This window comes from Streptomyces curacoi, from assembly GCF_001513975.1.
Lineage (GTDB): Bacteria > Actinomycetota > Actinomycetes > Streptomycetales > Streptomycetaceae > Streptomyces > Streptomyces curacoi.
In genome coordinates, this window is sequence record NZ_KQ947996.1 from 16254 (window position 1) to 32747 (window position 16494).

Annotated in this window: 15 protein-coding genes and 1 pseudogene; 8 read left to right on the forward strand and 8 right to left on the reverse strand. The window is 72.0% G+C overall.

Annotated features, from left to right (window positions below; all coding sequences use genetic code 11):
- Positions 1-87: 87 nt before the first annotated feature.
- Positions 88-857 (forward strand): annotated as a pseudogene (locus AQI70_RS33640) (NAD(P)/FAD-dependent oxidoreductase); the annotation flags it as partial.
- Between the two features lie 29 nt (positions 858-886).
- Positions 887-1420 (forward strand): MarR family winged helix-turn-helix transcriptional regulator, encoded by a 534-nt coding sequence (locus AQI70_RS33645; RefSeq protein ID WP_062156242.1) that lies wholly within the window; start codon positions 887-889, stop codon positions 1418-1420.
- A gap of 18 nt (positions 1421-1438) precedes the next feature.
- Here AQI70_RS33645 and AQI70_RS33650 read toward each other — a convergent pair whose 3' ends face one another.
- The gene (locus AQI70_RS33650) at positions 1439-2665 is read right to left on the reverse strand and encodes an MFS transporter (RefSeq protein ID WP_062156243.1); all 1227 of its coding nucleotides are present in this window, start codon (positions 2663-2665) and stop codon (positions 1439-1441) included.
- 27 nt (positions 2666-2692) lie between these two features.
- Here AQI70_RS33650 and AQI70_RS33655 point away from each other — a divergent pair, with 27 nt between their 5' ends.
- The 4 genes from AQI70_RS33655 to AQI70_RS33670 all read left to right on the forward strand — a co-directional run bounded on the left by AQI70_RS33655 (position 2693) and on the right by AQI70_RS33670 (position 6760).
- Positions 2693-3451, forward strand: coding sequence for an AraC family transcriptional regulator (locus AQI70_RS33655; protein ID WP_062156244.1), 759 nt, complete (start codon positions 2693-2695; stop codon positions 3449-3451).
- A 72-nt stretch (positions 3452-3523) separates the two neighbouring features.
- A complete protein-coding gene (locus AQI70_RS33660; RefSeq protein WP_062156245.1) occupies positions 3524-3904 on the forward strand; it encodes a DoxX family protein in 381 nt (126 codons plus the stop codon).
- A complete protein-coding gene (locus AQI70_RS33665) occupies positions 3901-4359 on the forward strand; it encodes a peroxiredoxin (RefSeq protein WP_062156246.1) in 459 nt (152 codons plus the stop codon). The genes AQI70_RS33660 and AQI70_RS33665 overlap by 4 nt, the downstream gene beginning before the upstream one ends.
- Before the next feature lie 64 nt (positions 4360-4423).
- Positions 4424-6760: a SpoIIE family protein phosphatase gene (locus AQI70_RS33670; RefSeq protein WP_062156247.1), complete on the forward strand. Its 2337-nt coding sequence runs from the start codon at positions 4424-4426 to the stop codon at positions 6758-6760.
- Here the strand turns inward: AQI70_RS33670 and AQI70_RS33675 are convergent, their stop codons facing one another.
- The 3 genes from AQI70_RS33675 to AQI70_RS33685 all read right to left on the reverse strand — a co-directional run bounded on the left by AQI70_RS33675 (position 6761) and on the right by AQI70_RS33685 (position 8929).
- Complete coding sequence (locus AQI70_RS33675) at positions 6761-7195, reverse strand: cupin domain-containing protein (protein WP_062156248.1); 435 nt, start codon at positions 7193-7195, stop codon at positions 6761-6763.
- Between the two features lie 233 nt (positions 7196-7428).
- The gene (locus AQI70_RS33680; protein WP_062156345.1) at positions 7429-8040 is read right to left on the reverse strand and encodes a DNA polymerase ligase N-terminal domain-containing protein; all 612 of its coding nucleotides are present in this window, start codon (positions 8038-8040) and stop codon (positions 7429-7431) included.
- Positions 8041-8098: 58 nt separating this feature from the next.
- On the reverse strand, positions 8099-8929 hold the full coding sequence (locus tag AQI70_RS33685) for an aldo/keto reductase (protein WP_062156249.1): 831 nt from the start codon (positions 8927-8929) through the stop codon (positions 8099-8101).
- Between the two features lie 95 nt (positions 8930-9024).
- Here AQI70_RS33685 and AQI70_RS33690 point away from each other — a divergent pair, with 95 nt between their 5' ends.
- Positions 9025-10086 carry a LacI family DNA-binding transcriptional regulator gene (locus AQI70_RS33690; RefSeq protein ID WP_062156346.1) on the forward strand — a complete coding sequence of 354 codons (1062 nt, stop codon included), beginning with the start codon at positions 9025-9027 and terminating at the stop codon, positions 10084-10086.
- Here the strand turns inward: AQI70_RS33690 and AQI70_RS33695 are convergent.
- From AQI70_RS33695 to AQI70_RS33710, 4 genes are read right to left on the reverse strand one after another with little or no spacing between them, the layout of a single operon-like run.
- On the reverse strand, positions 10049-11449 hold the full coding sequence (locus AQI70_RS33695) for a glycoside hydrolase family 32 protein (RefSeq protein WP_062156250.1): 1401 nt from the start codon (positions 11447-11449) through the stop codon (positions 10049-10051). The genes AQI70_RS33690 and AQI70_RS33695 overlap by 38 nt on opposite strands.
- A complete protein-coding gene (locus AQI70_RS33700) occupies positions 11446-12300 on the reverse strand; it encodes a carbohydrate ABC transporter permease (RefSeq protein ID WP_062156251.1) in 855 nt (284 codons plus the stop codon). Before AQI70_RS33700 ends, AQI70_RS33695 begins: the two co-directional genes overlap by 4 nt.
- A gap of 14 nt (positions 12301-12314) precedes the next feature.
- Positions 12315-13268: a carbohydrate ABC transporter permease gene (locus AQI70_RS33705; RefSeq protein WP_004004048.1), complete on the reverse strand. Its 954-nt coding sequence runs from the start codon at positions 13266-13268 to the stop codon at positions 12315-12317.
- Positions 13265-14674 (reverse strand): extracellular solute-binding protein, encoded by a 1410-nt coding sequence (locus AQI70_RS33710; protein ID WP_062156252.1) that lies wholly within the window; start codon positions 14672-14674, stop codon positions 13265-13267. The genes AQI70_RS33705 and AQI70_RS33710 overlap by 4 nt, the downstream gene beginning before the upstream one ends.
- Positions 14675-14860: 186 nt before the next feature.
- Here AQI70_RS33710 and AQI70_RS33715 point away from each other — a divergent pair, with 186 nt between their 5' ends.
- Entirely contained in the window at positions 14861-16468 is a 1608-nt protein-coding gene (locus tag AQI70_RS33715; RefSeq protein WP_062156253.1) for a glycoside hydrolase family 32 protein, read from the forward strand.
- The last annotated feature ends 26 nt before the right edge of the window (positions 16469-16494 follow it).

Consider the following 16494-nt stretch of genomic DNA (forward strand, 5'->3'; position numbering starts at 1 on the left):
CTCCTGTCAGGAAACTGACCGGGAGTCGTCAGCCCTCTCTGTTTGCCTGTGCTCATCGAGGCCGATCCCCCCACAGCCGAGGAGAGCCGGCGGCTGGTCGTGGTCGGCGCCGGGTTCCTCGGGGCGGAGGTGGCCGCCGTCGCGTGGCGGCTGGGCTGCGCGGTGACGCTCCTCGAACCCGCCCCGGTGCCGCTGGCCCACGCCGTCGGCACCGAGGTCGGCGAGCTGCTGACGCGCGCCCGCCTGGAACGGGGCGTGGACCTGCGCTGCGGGGCCATCGTGACCGAGGTGACCGGTGACGGTGTGCGGCTTGCCGACGGCCAACTCGTCGCGGGCGACGAGGTGTTGGTCGCGGTCGGCTCGCTGCCCAACACCGACTGGCTCGACGGCAGCGGGCTCGGCGTCGGCGACGGCGTGGTGTGCGACGCGTACTGCCAGGCCGCGCGGAACGTGTACGCCGCCGGAGACGTCGCCCGCTGGTACAACCCCCTGTTCGGGGTGCCGATGCGGATCGAGCACCGCACCAACGCCGCCGAGCAGGGCATGGCCGCGGCCCGCAATCTGCTCCACCGGGGCGCGCGCAGGCCGTTCGCGCCGGTGCCCTACTTCTGGTCCGACCAGTACGACATGAAGATCCAGGCGTACCCGGCCACCCGCGCGGCCACGACGAGGTCGCCGTGGTGGACGGCGATCCGGCGGAACGACGGTTCGTCGCCGCCTACGGCAGCGGCGACCGCGTGACCGGTGTCCTCGCGGTGGGCATGCCGCCCAAGGCGGTCCGGCGGTGGCGGCAGGCGATCGCGTCCAGCGCGAGCTGGCAGGAGGCGAGGGGAATCAGGGAGGCGCAAATTAATTGACTTACGCAACGAGATGGTAAAGTGGCCGCATGCCCACACCACCCACGCTCCGCGAACTCCCCGACACTCCCGCGTCCCCGGAAGTGGTCGAGATCGAGCGCGCGCTCACCCGCGTCACCTACCTGAGCACGCGCGCCCGGCAGCACGACCGGCTCATGGCGCTGGCCGGTGTGCCGCTGGACCGGGCCGCCGTGGCGCTGCTGCGCCAGGTCGCCGACTCGGAGCCGCTGCGGCCCGGGGAGCTGGCCAACCGGCTGGGGGTGGAGGCCTCGCACGTCACGCGCACGGTCCAGCAGCTGCAGAAGACCGGCTATGTCACCCGCGTCCCCGACCCCCGGGACCGCCGCGCCCAGCGCATCGAACTCACCGACACCGGCCGGGAGGCCATCGCCCGCGTCCGTGACGCCGGCGCCCGTGGCATGCAGCTCGCCCTGGCCGACTGGACCCCCGAGGAACTGTCTCAGCTGGCCACCCTCTTCCACCGCATGGTCGACGACTTCCTCGCCCACGCCGTCGACGAGGAGAGCGAACCGCGGGCGGCGGCACCGGCCGCAACCGCCTGACGGGTCCCCTCGCGCGGATCACACCGACTTCGCGCGAGGGCGCCCACCGGACGAGCCGGGCGTCGGGGCGCCCTGTCCGGGCTGCGCGGGCTCGCGCAGCCCGCACAGCAGCAGCCGGCCCAGCGCCGGCAGGACGATGAGCGGGACGAGCGCCGTCCGCAGCGAGGTGGCGTCGGCCAGGGCCCCGATGACCGGGGCGGCGAGACCGCCGACGCTCACCGTCAGCCCCAGCGTCACACCGCTCGCCGTCCCCGTCCGCCCGGGCAGGTAGTCCTGGCCGAGGGTGATGTGCAGCGAGAAGGGGACGTACAGGCCGGCCGACGCCAGGGCGACGAACAGATAGAGCGCCGGCCCGGGTACCAGGACCACACCGGCCACCGCGAGCACGGTCAGCACGTAAGCGTGGCGTACGACGGCGAGGCGCCCGTACCGGTCGGCGAGCCGGCCCCCGGCCACCGTGCCCACCGCGCCGCCGGCATAGAGGACACACAGTGCGGCCGTCCCCGCCACGTCGTCGCCGCCGGTCCGCTGCCTGATGTACAGCGAGACGAACGCGCTCAGCCCGACGAACACGACCGACCGGCACACGATGGCGCCGGACAGCCGCAGGAAGGACGCCCAGTCGTCCGGGCCGGCGCCCACCCCCTGGCCGGCCACCGCGCCACGCCCTCCGGCCGAACGCACCGCCGCCGCGCACAGGGCCGCCCCCACGACGGCCGGGACGACCAGCAGGGGAGAGGCGCCGAGACCGCCGGTTGCGACCACCGCCGCCACCAGCAGCGGGGCGAGGGCGAAGCCGACGTTGCCGCCGAGGGAGAACCAGCCCATCGCCGTATGGCTGCCGTGCGCCGCGTCGCGGGCCGCGCGGGCGGCCTCCGGGTGGTAGGCGGCAACGCCGATCCCCGACACGGCCACCACCGCCAGCGTCAGCGCGTAGGAATCCATGACCCCGCTCAACGCGACCCCGGCGCCGCCCGTCAGCGCGCTCAGCGGCAGCAGCCACGGCATCGCCCACCGGTCGGTGAGCGCCCCGAACAACGGCTGCACCACCGACGACAGCAAAGAGGCGGCGAGCACGACGCCCGAGGCGGCGGCATGGCTGTAGGCGCGCTCGGCGACGAAGTACGGGACGAGGGCCGCGACGGCGCCCTGGTAGACGTCGACACAGGCGTGGCCCAGGGACATCAGCGTGATGGCTCTGTTGCGTTTCGTGGACACCCTGGGATCGTCGCGGGGGCCAGGCATGGCTCGCTTTCGATAATCTGCCTGTCTGTGCCGAACATCCGCCACACCCGGACCGCGCCGACCCGCGCCCAGGTCCTGGCCGCCGGGGAACGCATCGACGCGCACCGGCACGACGACCACCAGATCGTCTACGCGGGCTCCGGCGTCCTCGCCGTCACCACCGACGCCGGTACCTGGTTCGCGCCCGGCAACCGCGCCATCTGGGTCCCCGCGGGCACCGTCCACGCACACCGCGCCCACGGCCACCTGGACCTCCACCTGGTCGGCCTGCCCGCCGACGACAACCCGCTCGGCCTGGACGCCCCCACCGTCCTCGCTGTCGGCCCGCTGCTGCGCGAGCTGATCCTCGCCCACACCCGCGAGCCCGACGACGACAGCCCTGAGCGCCGCCGTCTGCTCGCCGTCCTGCGCGACCAGCTGCGCGCCTCACCCCAGCAGCCCCTGCGCCTGCCCACCCCCACCGACCCGCGGCTCGCCGCGGTCTGCGCCCTGGTCCACGCCGACCCCGCCGACCCGCGCACCCTCGCCGCCCTCGGCGCCGCGACCGGAGCCGGCGAGCGCACCCTCAGCCGGCTCTTCCGCAGCGAGTTCGGCATGACCTTCCCGCAGTGGCGCACCCAGTCGCGCCTCTACCACGCGCTGCGGCTCCTCGCCGAGGACACACCCGTCACCACCGTCGCCCACCGCTGCGGCTGGTCCTCCGCCAGCGCCTTCATCGACGTCTTCCGGCGCTCCTTCGGGTACACGCCCGGAACCCACAACCGCCGCGCCCCGCGAGACCGGTGACGGACAGGGCGGGCGACCCGCCGTGACCTACTCTCCGGTAGCATCCGGCGGCAGGTCATCCAAGGAGGATCCGTGCCCCGGTCCCAACGCTCCCCCCTGCTGCTCGCCGGCCTGCTGGCCACAGCGGGCGCAGCCCACTTCGCCGCCCCACGCCGCTTCGACGAGACCGTGCCGCGCACCCTGCCGGGGACGCCCCGGGCATGGACGTACGCCAGTGGCGTCGCCGAACTCGCGCTGGCGGCCGGGCTGGCGCTGCCGCGCACCCGCAAGGCCGCCGCGCTGGCCACGGCCGCCTTCTTCGTCGGCGTGTTCCCGGCGAACGTGAAGATGGCCGTCGACTGGCGGCACCGCCCCACCCCGCAGAAGGCCGCCGCCATCGGCCGGCTGCCGCTGCAGATCCCCCTCGTGCTGTGGGCCCGCGGCGTCGCGAAGAACGCGGAGGGCCGGTCATGAGCACCCGAGTGGAGGTCGGCGACAAGGTCGAGGACTTCGCGCTGCCGGACGAGACCGGCACCACCCGCAACCTCACCGAGCTGCTCGCCGAGGGCCCGGTGGTGCTCTTCTTCTACCCCGCCGCCCTCACCCCCGGCTGCACCGCGGAGGCCTGCCACTTCCGCGACCTCGCCGCCGAGTTCGCCGCCGTCGGCGCGCGGCCCGTGGGCATCAGCGGCGACGCGGTCGAACGCCAGCAGGAGTTCGCCGACCGGCACACGCTCGGCATGCCGCTGCTGTCCGACGCCGACGGCACGGTCCGCGAGCGGTTCGGCGTGACCCGGGGCTTCTCGCTGGCGCCCACCAAACGGGTCACCTTCGTCATAGGGCAGGACCGCACGGTCCTGGAGGTCGTCCGCAGCGAACTGCGCATGAACACCCACGCCGACCGGGCCCTGGCCGCGCTGCGGAAGTGACGCCCGGGCATCCGCTCGGGCAGCGCGGTTGATGCGGTGTCCCTCAGGACCCATCCTGGAGCACATGGAGCACGTCTCCGCCGCGATCGTCCTCGACGCCCAGGGTGTCGTCACGGGGTGGAGCGAGGGCGCCCAGCGGCTGACGGGCCGCACGGCCGAGGAGGCCGTGGGGCGGCCGGCGCGCGAGCTGCTCGCCGAGGACCCGCCGCTCGCCGACGGGGCCGCGCCGAACGGCACCGTCGTCCTCCGCCACCGTGACGGCTCCGCGGTCCCGGCCGATCTGACGGCCAGCCCCGTGCTGGGCGAGGACGGCGCGCCCGCGGGCTACGTCGTCACCGCACGGCAGCCCGGCGACCCGGAGCCGACACTCGCCGAGCAGGCCTTCCAGCAGGCCTCGATGTCGATGTCCGTCTTCGACACCGAGCAGCGCTACCTGCGCCTGAACGGCGCCGCCTGCCAGGTGATGGGCGTCCCCGAGGAGGTACTGCTCGGCCGGCCCTTCCCGGAGACCGTGGAGGACGCCGAGCACAGCCGGGGCTTTCTGTGGCACCTGCGCCAGGTCGCCGAGACGGGCAGGCCGCTGCGCTACGAGAGCTACACGGGTGCCCCGGCGCTGAACCGGGAGCATGCCTGGACCACCGACATGTGGCCGGTGCGCGACTCCTCCGGCCGGCTGATCGGCACGGCCCTCGCCGCGTTCGACAGCACCGAACAGTACTGGGCCAGGCAGCGGCTGGCCCTGCTCAACGAGGCGGCGGCCACCATCGGCACCACCCTGGACGTGGTGCGCACCACCGAGGAGCTGATCGGGGTCGTGGTGCCCCGGTTCGCCGACTTCGCCAGCGTGGACCTGTTCGACTGGGTCCTCGGGGCGGAGGAGGCGCCGGTCCTGCCCGGTGCGGAAATCGCGCTGCGCCGCGTCGCCCACGGCTCCGGCAGCGAGGGCACCCCGGAAGCGGCCGTACGCCTGGGCGAGGTGGACTTCTACCCCGCGTTCTCGCCGCCCGCACGGGCGATCATGGAAGGCCGGGTGATCCTCAGCCAGGCGGGCGAGCCCGCGTTCATGCGCTGGGTCGCGGAACGCAACGCCCGCGCTCCGGCCGGCCGGCGGCACCGCGTGGGCGCCCACTCGATGATGGCCGTGCCGCTGCGGGCCCGGGGCACCACGCTCGGCGTCGCGGTGGCCGTGCGCATCGGACAGCCGGACGACTACGGCGCCGACGACGCCGTCTTCGCCGAGGAACTCGGCAGCCGGGCCGCCGTCTGCATCGACAACGCCCGCCGCTTCGCCCGGGAACGCACCACCGCACTGGCCCTGCAGCACAACCTGCTGCCCCGGGGACTGCCCGGACAGGCGGCCGTCGAGGTCGCGCACCGCTATCGGCCGTCCGGATCGCAGGCCGGCATCGGCGGCGACTGGTTCGACGTGATCCCGCTGTCCGGCGGCCGCGTCGCCCTCGTCGTCGGCGACGTCGTCGGACACGGCATCCCGTCATCGGCCACCATGGGCCGCCTGTGCACGGCCGTACGCACCCTCGCCGACGTGGACCTGCCGCCCGACGAACTCCTCACCCACCTCGACGACCTGGTCACCCACCTCGCCGGGGACGACACCAACGAGGTGGCCGAACTGGGCGCCACCTGCCTGTACTCCGTCTACGACCCCGTCACCCGCCGCCTCGGCCTCGCCGCCGCCGGCCATCCGCCCCCGGCCGTCGTCCTGCCCGACGGCACCACGCAGATCATCGAGATCAGCGCCGGCCCCCCGCTCGGCGTCGGCGGGCTGCCCTTCGAGGCGGTGGAGGTGGAACTGCCCGAGGGCTCACTGGTCGCGCTGTACACCGACGGCCTCATCCAGGACCGCGACCGCGACATCGACCACGCCACCGCCGAGCTGTGCCGCGCGCTGACCGCGCCCGCCGAGACCCTCGACGCCCTGTGCGACACCGTGCTGAAGGCCGTCCTGCCGGAGGACCCCAGCGACGACGTGGCCCTGCTGCTGGCCCGTACCCGGGCCCTCGGCGCGGACCGCATCGCCACCTGGGACGTGACCCCCGACCCCGAGCACGTGGCCGCCACCCGGCAGGCCGCCACGGAGCAACTGACCGCGTGGGGACTGGACGAGACCTCCTTCGTCACCGAACTCGTCGTCAGCGAACTCGTCACCAACGCCATCCGGTACGGCGCACCGCCCATCCAGCTCCGTCTGATCCGCGACCGCACCCTCATCTGCGAGGTCTCCGACGGCAGTTCCACCTCCCCGCATCTGCGCCGGGCCCACGCCTATGACGAGGGCGGCCGCGGACTGCTGCTCGTCGCCCAGCTCACCCAGCGCTGGGGCAGCCGGCAGACCGGCAGCGGCAAGACGATCTGGGCCGAACAGCCGCTGCCGCCGGGCTGATCACTCGAACGGGCAGCCGGGGTTCGGCGCGTCCTGCGACAACGGCGCGCCGTGCGGCAGCACATAGAGCACGTCGATGACGATCGGCGTGTCCCCCTCGTTGCGGCCTATGTGGACGTTGCCCGGCCCGGCCGGCTCCTCGATGAAACTGCCCGGCGGGTACACGCCGTCGGAGGCGCAGCTGGAGTCGTAGTGGCTCAGCGTGCCCTGCTGCATGTAGGCGTACAGGGGGCCGTCGTGGTAGTGCCAGCCGGTGGCCTGGCCGGGCGGGATGGTGATCTCCCGGAGGATGTAGTCGGTGTCGCCGACGGTTCTCTGACTGATGACCCGGCCGCTGACTCCCGGCCCCGGGGGAGTCGCCTGGGCGGGTCCGCAGACGAGGACGGTGGCGGCGGCCACCACGCCGGTGACGGCGGTACGCAGTGCTGGGCGCATACGAGGAGCCTCCAGGGCCGGGAGAGCGGCGGGCGGTCGAACGGACGGTCGCCGTGAACATAGAGGCTGGGAAGGGCAGTCGGGGGCCGAACGGGTGAATCCGCGACGGTGCAGCACCGGATACCGCGGATGACGCAGCACCCCTCTGGTCACGGGGCCACTCGGTGACTGCTGGGGCCGGGCGAAGTGCCGCCGGTCGCCGAGCGTGGCCGGCCTCGGCCGGCCGCCACCGTTCAGCCCTCGTCGTCCTCCGCGGCGACCTGGGCGAGGGTACGGCCGGTCAGCGCCGAACGGGCGCGGTACGGGTTCGGGGTGCCGTGCCCGCCCGAGCGCCCCTTGCCGGCCTTCACCAGCAGCCACGCCTCCCGGTCGCCGTCCTGCCCGCCGCGGAACCGGGTCAGGGCGTACTCGCCGTGCAGCTTCGATCCCCTCAGCCGGAACGTGGCATGCCCGCGCTCGATGGACTCGTCGAAGTCCACGGGGCGCCCCTTGCGGTCGTGGCTCAGCGGCTCGTACGTGCCGTGATCCCAGACGATGACCGTGCCGCCGCCGTACTCGCCCTTCGGGATCACGCCCTCGAACTCCTCGTACTCCAGCGGATGGTCCTCGGTGGGCATGGCGAGCCGCTTGTCGCTGGGATCGTCGGACGGCCCCTTCGGCACCGACCAGGACTTCAGTACGTCGGCCACCTGAAGCCGGAAGTCGAAGTGCAGGGTGCTTGCGTCATGGATCTGCACCACGAACCGCGGCTCGTCACCGGAGCCCGCCGCCCGCCCCTCGGGCTCCCGGGTCCGCCCGAAGTCACGCTTGCCGTGGTAGTCCCGCAGCCGGTCCTTCTCGCCCACGAGCTCCTCCTTCCCGAGCGCCCCGAGTACCCCGGCGACGGGGCGGGGCAACGCGCGCTCAGAACTCCTCGTGCACTTCGGGGTCCCCGCCGATGCGCCTGTGGGCGCGGTCCGCGAGCGCCGTCATCTGCACGGGGCTGAGTTCGAAGCCGAAGACGTCGAGGTTCTCCCGCTGTCGCCCGGGGTCGGCCGACTTCGGGACGGGGACGGCGCCGAGCTGGATGTGCCAGCGCAGGACGGCCTGGCCGGGCGTCACCCCGTGCGCCTCGGCGATCGAGAGGACCAGGGGATCGTCCAGCAAGGCCGTGCCGCGGCCCAGCGGGCTCCAGCTCTCGGTCAGGATGCCCTTGGCCGTGTGGAAGGCGCGCAGCTCCTCCTGCGGGAACAGCGGGTGCAGCTCGATCTGGTTGACGGAGGGCAGGACCCCGGTCTCCTTCTCCAGCCGCTCGATCTGCTCGGGCGTGAAGTTGGAGACGCCGATCGACCGGACGAGACCTTCCTCGCGCAGCTTGATCATCGCCCGCCAGGAATCGACGTACCTGCCGACGCGGGGGAGCGGCCAGTGGATCAGATACAGGTCGACGTACTCGACGCCGAGGCGGCGCCGGGACTCCTCGAAGGAGGCGAGGGTCTCCTCGTAGCCGTGGTGCCGGCCGGGCAGCTTCGTCGTCACCACGACCTCCTCGCGCGGGACGCCGCTGCGGGCGACGGCCCGGCCGACCCCCGTCTCGTTGCGGTAGTTCGTCGCCGTGTCGACGAGGCGGTAGCCCAGCGCCAGGGCGTCCGCCACCGCCTGCTCCGCCTGCGCGTCGTCCAGCGGCCAGGTACCCAGGCCGATGGCGGGGAGCGTCGTACCGTCGTTGAGCGTGTGCAGCGGGATGCTGATCACCGTCGGACCTTCCCTCGACTGTGCCGTACACCCAGCGTCACGGATAGGGTGAGGATCGATCAACCGGACGGGTGGGGATGAAGGCAGCGGACGGCATGGGCGGCACCGAGGGCAAGCAGACGACGGGATCGCGTCCCACGTCACGGGACGTCGCCCGGCGCGCCGGCGTGTCGCACACGGCGGTCTCCTTCGTCTTCAACGGCCGCGCCGAGGGCAACCTCTCGCCCGCCACCCAGGAACGCATCCGCCGGGCCGCCGCCGAGCTCGGCTACCGCCCCGACCCCGTCGCGCGCGGTCTGCGCCGCCGCCGTACGGCCGTGATCGGCCTGGTCACCGACGAGATCGCCTCCTCGCCGTTCGCCGGCCGGCTGCTGCGCGGCGCCATGGAGACCGCCTGGGAGAGCGAGCACCTCGTCCTGACCATCGACTCCGGCGGCGACCCCGCCAAGGAGGACGCGGCCGTAGCCGAACTCCTCGACCGGCGCGTGGACGGCATCATCTACGCGGCCATGTCGCTGCGCCGCGTCCGCGTCCCCGAGGGCCTGCACCGCACCCACTCCGTCCTCGCCAACTGCCTGCCCGAGGACGACTCCCTGCCCGCCGTGATCCCCGCCGAGCGCGCCGGAGGCCGTACGGCGGCCCGGCTGCTGCTGGACCAGGGGCACCACAGGGTCGCCATGGTGGGCGGGCAGGACGACATCGCCTCCGTCGACCGCCTGCGCGGCTTCCGGGACGCCCTGCGCGCCGAGGGCGTCACGGTCCCCAAGGACTGGGTGGTACGCACCGGAGGCGAGATCACCGGAGGGTACGAGGGCGCGATGCGCGTCCTCGACGGGGCCCCCGCCGACCGGCGCCCCACCGGCATCTTCTGCTACAACGACCGGGTCGCGGCGGGCGTCCTGCACGCCGCGACCCGGCTCGGCATCACCGTCCCCGGCGAGCTGTCGGTGGTCGGCTACGACGACCAGGAACACATGGCCGAGTTCCTCACGCCGCCCCTCACCACCGTCGCGCTGCCGCACCGGGCGATGGGCGAGTCCGCCGCCCGGCTGCTCCTCGACTCCATCGACACGGGCAGGACGCCGCCCGCGACGGTGCGGCGCCTCGCGTGCTCGGTGATCAGTCGTGCGTCGGTGGGGCGAGCTCCCAGCCGGTGACCGTGGCCCCGGGATCTGTGACGGCGAGTTCGGGTACGTCGTCCGGTCGCCGGTAGACCCGCTCGGTGACCGTGGCCCGGTCGCCGACGAACAGCTCCAGCAGCGAGCCGTCGACGAGGATCCGCACCTCGTCGGCCGGTGCCCGCACCACGATCGGCGCCGCCCCGTCGGGCCGTGCCCGCGGCCAGGCACCGCGGTCGAGGGTCACCGTGCCCGCGTCCGGGTCGAGCACGACCGTCAGCTCCGCGCCCGAGGCGGACCGCAGCAGGCTCACGGTGGTGCGGCTGGAGGCGGTGACGGTCAGGTCGTACGCCTCCGGCAGCGCAGTACGAACGCCCGGTGACGTGGCGAACGGCTCCGCCGCACGCAGCAGTTCGAGCTCCGGAGCCGGTACGACCCGCAGGGTGCCGTCGGAACGGACGTCCACCACCCTCGGTGCGGTCAGGACACCTGCCCATCCGGCGCGATCGACCTCGCTCTGTTCGCGTGCCTCCCAGGACCATCCCCACATCAGTGCCCGGTCCGGCTCCTGGAGCACGGCGGGTGCGTAGAAGTCCCGGCCGTGGTCCAGCTGTCCTCCGGTGCGGGCCTCGAAGCGCAGGCCGCCTTCGACGCAAGTTTGGAGACTGCCCGTCAGATAGCCGGTGGCGCACGGGTCTCCGTCCCACAGCGACACCACCAGCGCCCACTCGCCGTCCGGCGTCGAGAACAGCTGCGGGCACTCCCAGCCGACCGCCTTGTCGCCGAACACGTCCATCGCCACGGGGTCGTTGCCGTCGAGCAGCACCCCGGCGAACCGCCAGTCGGCCAGGTCGTCACAGTCGTACAGCAGCACCGACGGAGTCCCGTCGGCGTGCCCCGCACCCACCAGTGCCCACCGCCGGCCACCGCTGCTGAACACGAACGGGTCACGGAACATGACCACGTCCAGGTCGGCGGGCGGGCCCGCCACCACCGGGGTGGGCAGCGGCCGCCAGTCGGTTAGCGTCTCGTCCTCCGGCATCAGCGCCCGCGCCAGGCAGATCGAGCCGAGGCCGGTGTGGTGGCGGTCGACGCCCGTGTACACGGCCGTCGGCACGCCGTCGTCGTCGACCACGCAGCCGGACCAGCAGCCCGCCTCGTCCGGGCCGCCGGGCGTCGGGGCGAGCGCGATCGGATGGTGCTCCCAGTGGACGAGGTCGTGGCTGGAGACATGGCCCCAGTGAACGTTCGCGTGCACCGGGGCGTCGGGGTTGTGCTGGTAGAAGAGGTGATGGCGGCCCCGCCAACGGAACGGACCGTTCGGGTCGTTGATCCAGTTGGCGGGGGGACGGACCCGGAAGCGCGGGGCGCCCGGGTCCGTGGACTGAGCGGCGAGGCTCAACGGTTGACTCCTGCGGACGTGATGCCCTCACGCAGAGGGCGCTGACCGACGACGAACACGGCGACGGCGGGGATCATGGAGAGGACGACACCGGCGAGCACCACCGAGATGGAGCCGGTGCCCAGGTTGCCCTGGAGGGAGACCAGGCCCAGGGGGAGTGTGTAGTTCTGGCCGGAGGTCTCCAGGATCAGCGGGCGGAAGAACTCGTTCCAGTGGTAGTTGAAGGCCAGCACGCCGACGATCGCGAGGCCCGGCGCGGCCAGCGGGGCGTACACGGACCGGAAGGTCCGCCAGGGCCCGCAGCCGTCCAGCATCGCCGCCTCGCCCAGGTCCTTGGGCATGCCCAGGAAGTACTGGCGCATCAGGAACGTCCCGAACGCGGTCGGGAAGGCCGGGATGATCAGAGCGAGCAGGGTGTCGGTCAGGCCCATCGACTTCAGCACCAGGAACACCGGCACGATCGTCACCTGCAACGGCACCATCATGGTCGCCAGGACCAGCCCGAACAGCGGCTTCTTGAACCGGAATTCGAGGCGGGCGAAGGCGTATCCGGCGAGCCCGGCGGTGATCATCTGGCCCACCGCGATCAGCGCGGTCACCAGTGTGGAGTTCAGGGCGAGCAGCCAGACGTCGATCTGGCCGAAGACCCCGCGGTAGGCGTCGGCGGACGGGTCCGTCGGGATGATCTTCGGGGGCAGGTCGAAGGCCTCGGCCGGGGTGCGCAGCGAGGTGGAGACGGTCCAGATGACCGGGCCCAGGGTCAGCAGCGCGCACACGGTCAGCCCGGCGATCCGGGCCCACGGCGCGAGCGAGTGCCGCGTACGGCTCAGGGACAGGGTTGCTTGGCTCAAGGGACTCACCCGGCTCACTGGTAGTGGACGAAACGCCGGCTGAGCCGGAACTGAAGGGCGGTGACCGCCATGATCAGCACGAACAGCAGCACGCCCACCGCCGAGGCCTCACCGAAGCGCAGCTGCTCGAAGGCGCTCTCGTAGATGACCATCACCACGGTCCGGGTGGCGTCACCGGGCCCGCCGTTGGTGAGGACGTAGGGCTGCTCGAAGACCTGGAGGGCGTTGATGATGCCGACCACGGACGCGACCAGCAGGGTGGGCGACAGCAGCGGCAGGGTGATGGCGAGGTGCTTGCGCAGCCCGGTCGCGCCGTCGAGCGAGGCGGCCTCGTGGATCTCCTTGGGGATGTTGTTCAGACCGCCGACGAACAGCAGGAACGAGAACCCGAACTGCTGCCAGACATACACCAGGACGACCGTCGTCATCGCCGCGTTCTCCGACGTCAGCCAGGGCACCGGAGCGATCCCGACGAAGCCGAGCAGCCAGTTCACCACCCCGAAGTCCTGGTTGAACAGGTACTTCATCACCACCGAGATCGACGCGGCGGACAGCACCAGCGGGAAGAAGAACGCCGAGCGGAACACCGACCGCAGCCACACCGGCATGCGCCCGTTCACGGCCAGCGCCAGCACGAGGGCGATCAGCAGTTGCAGCGCGACCGCGAACACCATGAACACCAGCGTGTTGCGGAAGGAGACCAGCACGGTCGAATCGCCGAACACCTCACGGTAGTTGGCGGCCCCGGCGAAGCTCGGATCGTCGATCACGTTCCAGTGGAAGAGGCTCAGCACCACCGAGCCGACGATCGGCACGACCGTGAAGACGACGATGCCGACGATCGTGGGCGCCAGGAAGAGGGTCGCCAGCAGCCGGGTACCACGGTCACGGGTGGAGGGCCGGGGCGCGACAGCCGGTGGCGGAGTCGGCTGCTTCGGCCGTACGGCCGGGATCTGGGTGTTCGTCATACGTCACGCTCCATGGCCTTCTCCAGATCGCTCTGCATCCGCCGCAGCGCGGGGGCGACCGCACGCCGGGAGGCCAGGGCGGTACCGGTGTGCTTGAGCAGTACCTGCTCGACCTCGGCGACCTGCGGCGGCGCGGGGATCGGGCCGGTGTCGGGGAACTTGTCGAGGGTGTCGTAGAAGACCTGCCAGTGGTTCGGGCCGGTCTCCCGGTAGCGGTCGGCGGTCAGCATCGAGCGGCGCGCCGGGGTGGTCTGGTTGGTCTCGAACAGCCGCATCAGGGTGTCCCTGCGGGCGGCGTACTTGATGAACTCCCAGGCCTCCTCCTGCTTCTTCGACGTGCGCAGCAGCGCGTAGCCGGCCGCGCCGTACTGCATGCGCTGGGTGCGCCAGCGCGGGAAGTACTGCACGTCGAAGCCGTTCGCCTTCATGCCCGCCAGGTGCAGGCCGCCCGCCCAGAAACCGCCCGCCGGAGTGACCCCGACCCGGCCGGTGGAGAACACACCGATGAGGTTCTGGCCGTTGCCGCCCTCGGGGCGCGTGCACAGGCCCTCCTGGATGAGGGAGGCGAGATAGTCGTACGCCTCCTCCACGCGCGCGTCGGTGGCCTGCGGGGTCGTCCAGCGGAAACCGCCGCCGCGCCCCTGCCGCTGCCCGGCCGGGTAGAAGGAGTCCCACAGCCATGCGCCGCCCGGCGCCTTGGACTCGGCGAGCAGGTTGGTGTCGTTGGCGAACAGCCACGGCACCACGCCGCCCCACAGGCGGTTCGTCCAGAAGTACGGGGTGAACTGGGAGCCGCTGGACTTCTTCATGTCCCGCAGCAGCGCGGTGAAGTCGTCGCGGGTCCAGTCGGCCGCCGGGAAGCCGGCGCCCGCCCGCTTCAGCACCTGGGTGTTGAGGTAGATGTCGGCCGCGTTGAACTCGACCGGCAGCTGGTAGAGGCTCCCCTCGTACATCATCGACTCCACCAGCGACGGGTGGACGTCGGCGAAGTACTCGCGCAGCTCTTCGGCGTCCCGCTTCACCCAGTCGTCCAGCGGGACCCCGAGGCGCTGCGCGAACAGCTGGACGCCTTCCGTCGCGACGTACACGAGGTCGGGGGCGGTGCCCGCCGCGATCTGGGTGAGGATCTTCGCGAAGAAGTCCGACCAGTCGACGGCCTGCACGGCGTTGATCCGGAGCTTGATGTCGGGGTGGACCTTCTTGAAGCCCTCGGTGAGCGTGCGCACGGCCTCCGGGCCGTAGGCGGGGCCGAGGGTGGCGACGACGAGCGAGCCGTCGTCGCGGCCCGGGATGTCGGCTCCGGTGAGCCGGTCCCAGCTCGCGGCGGTACCGGCCAGCGCGGCGGCTCCCGCGCCGTAGGCGCCGTACCGCAGCAGGGTGCGGCGGGTGAGATGCGAGTCGGTCATTCGGGGTGGGCCTAACTCGTGTTAGCCGAAACTGATGCCCAGATGATGAGAAGTGCGTGACGGGCCTGTCAAGAGCCGCGTACGACTTGACCTTTAACGAGTTAGGTCGCACAGTCCTGAGCCACATGAGTCGCCGTTCTGAGCCTCGACGACGAGACGGCGAGGCGACGAGAGGAACGATGTGTGATGCGTGGATTGTCCAGAAGAGCGCTCTTCGCCGGTTCGGCGGCGGGCGCGTCGACCGCACTGCTGCCCACCGCGAGCCCGGCCGCCGCGGAATCAAGGGCCGCCTCGAAACCAAAGGCCGCCGCGGAATCAAAGGTCGCCTCGAAAACAAAGGCCGCCGCCACCTGCGCCAGTTACCGCGCCGCGTACCACTTCACGGTCCCCGGCCAGTGGAAGAACGACCCGCAGCGCCCGGTCTGGATCGACGGGGAGTACCGGTACTACTACCTGTACAACGCGGACTACTTCACCGGCGTCGAAGGGACTGCCTGGCGCCTGGCCACCAGCACCGACCTGGTGTCCTTCACGGACCGCGGGATCGCCGTACCCAAGGACACGACTCCCAACGGCGACGTCTGGTCGGGCTCGGCGGTGGTGGACACGCACGACACCGCGGGCTTCGGGGCCGGGGCGGTGATCGTGCTCGCCACCATGTCGCCCGGCGGCGGCACCGACCACCAGGAACAGTTCCTGTACTACTCCACCGACGGCGGGCGCACCTTCACCCCCTACGGCACCGATCCCGTCCTGCCCAGTCCGCGTGCGGGGGCCGACTTCCGCGACCCCAAGGTGATCCGCGACGAGGACCGCGACCGCTGGGTGATGGCCCTCGCCGAGGGCACCAAGGTCGGCTTCTACCACTCCGCCGATCTCAAGAAGTGGACGTACGCGGGCGGCTTCGTCAAGGAGGGGATCGGGACGCTGGAGTGCCCCGACCTGTTCCGCATCACCGCCGAGGACGGCACCGTGCAGTGGGTGCTGGGCGTCAGTGCCAACGGGAAGGGCTCGGGGCTGCCCAACACCTACGCGTACTGGACGGGGTCCTTCGACGGCAGCGCGTTCACCGCCGACGCCGCCGACCCCCAGTGGCTCGACAACGGCTGGGACTGGTACGGGGCCGTCACCTTCGAGAAGCACCGAAGCGACGGCTCGGTGGACCTGTCCGTCCGCTACGCGATGGGCTGGCTGAACAACTGGGACTACGCGCACATCACGCCCACCATCGACTGCGACGGCTTCAACGGCACCGACTCGATCGTCCGGGAGATCACCCTGAAGCGCGCCTCCTCCGGGACGTACTACCTCGCCTCACGACCGGTCGCCGCGCTGGACGACCACGTCTCCCGCACGGTGAACCTGGGCGACCTGGAGGTCACCGGCACCCGCGTGCTCGACTACCGGGGCACGTCCTACGAGGTGACCTGCGAGATCACCTGGGACCAACTCACGGGCGCCGGCCTGCAGTTGCGTCGTTCTCCCGACGGCGGCCGCCATGTCGACGCCGGGATCTACCGCGACTTCGCCTTCCTCAACCGCCGACCCACCGTCAACCCCGACGCCTCCGGCAGATGGCAGGAGAGCCACAGCCCCTTCGACCCGTCCGCCCGCACGGTGAAGCTGCGCATCCTGGTCGACCGTACGTCCGTGGAGATGTTCGTGGACGACGGCCGGTACGTGCACTCGTCGGAGGTCTTTCCCTATCTGATCGACACCGGGCTCGCCCTGTTCACGATCGACGGCACGGCGGTGTTCCGGAACACGGTGATCCGGGAGTTCGCCGTGGAGTGAGCCGGGTGAGCGGGTGAAGGTGAGTC

Excerpts from the sequence above, each read along its gene's own strand:
- AQI70_RS33650 (WP_062156243.1), bottom strand. The coding sequence starts at position 2,665 with ATGCCTGGCCCCCGCGACGATCCCAGGGTGTCCACGAAACGCAACAGA.
- AQI70_RS33710 (WP_062156252.1), bottom strand. The coding sequence starts at position 14,674 with ATGACCGACTCGCATCTCACCCGCCGCACCCTGCTGCGGTACGGCGCC.
- AQI70_RS33690 (WP_062156346.1), top strand. The coding sequence starts at position 9,025 with ATGGGCGGCACCGAGGGCAAGCAGACGACGGGATCGCGTCCCACGTCA.
- AQI70_RS33715 (WP_062156253.1), top strand. The coding sequence starts at position 14,861 with ATGCGTGGATTGTCCAGAAGAGCGCTCTTCGCCGGTTCGGCGGCGGGC.
- AQI70_RS33675 (WP_062156248.1), bottom strand. The coding sequence starts at position 7,195 with ATGCGCCCAGCACTGCGTACCGCCGTCACCGGCGTGGTGGCCGCCGCC.
- AQI70_RS33705 (WP_004004048.1), bottom strand. The coding sequence starts at position 13,268 with ATGACGAACACCCAGATCCCGGCCGTACGGCCGAAGCAGCCGACTCCG.
- AQI70_RS33670 (WP_062156247.1), top strand. The coding sequence starts at position 4,424 with ATGGAGCACGTCTCCGCCGCGATCGTCCTCGACGCCCAGGGTGTCGTC.
- AQI70_RS33665 (WP_062156246.1), top strand. The coding sequence starts at position 3,901 with ATGAGCACCCGAGTGGAGGTCGGCGACAAGGTCGAGGACTTCGCGCTG.
- AQI70_RS33645 (WP_062156242.1), top strand. The coding sequence starts at position 887 with ATGCCCACACCACCCACGCTCCGCGAACTCCCCGACACTCCCGCGTCC.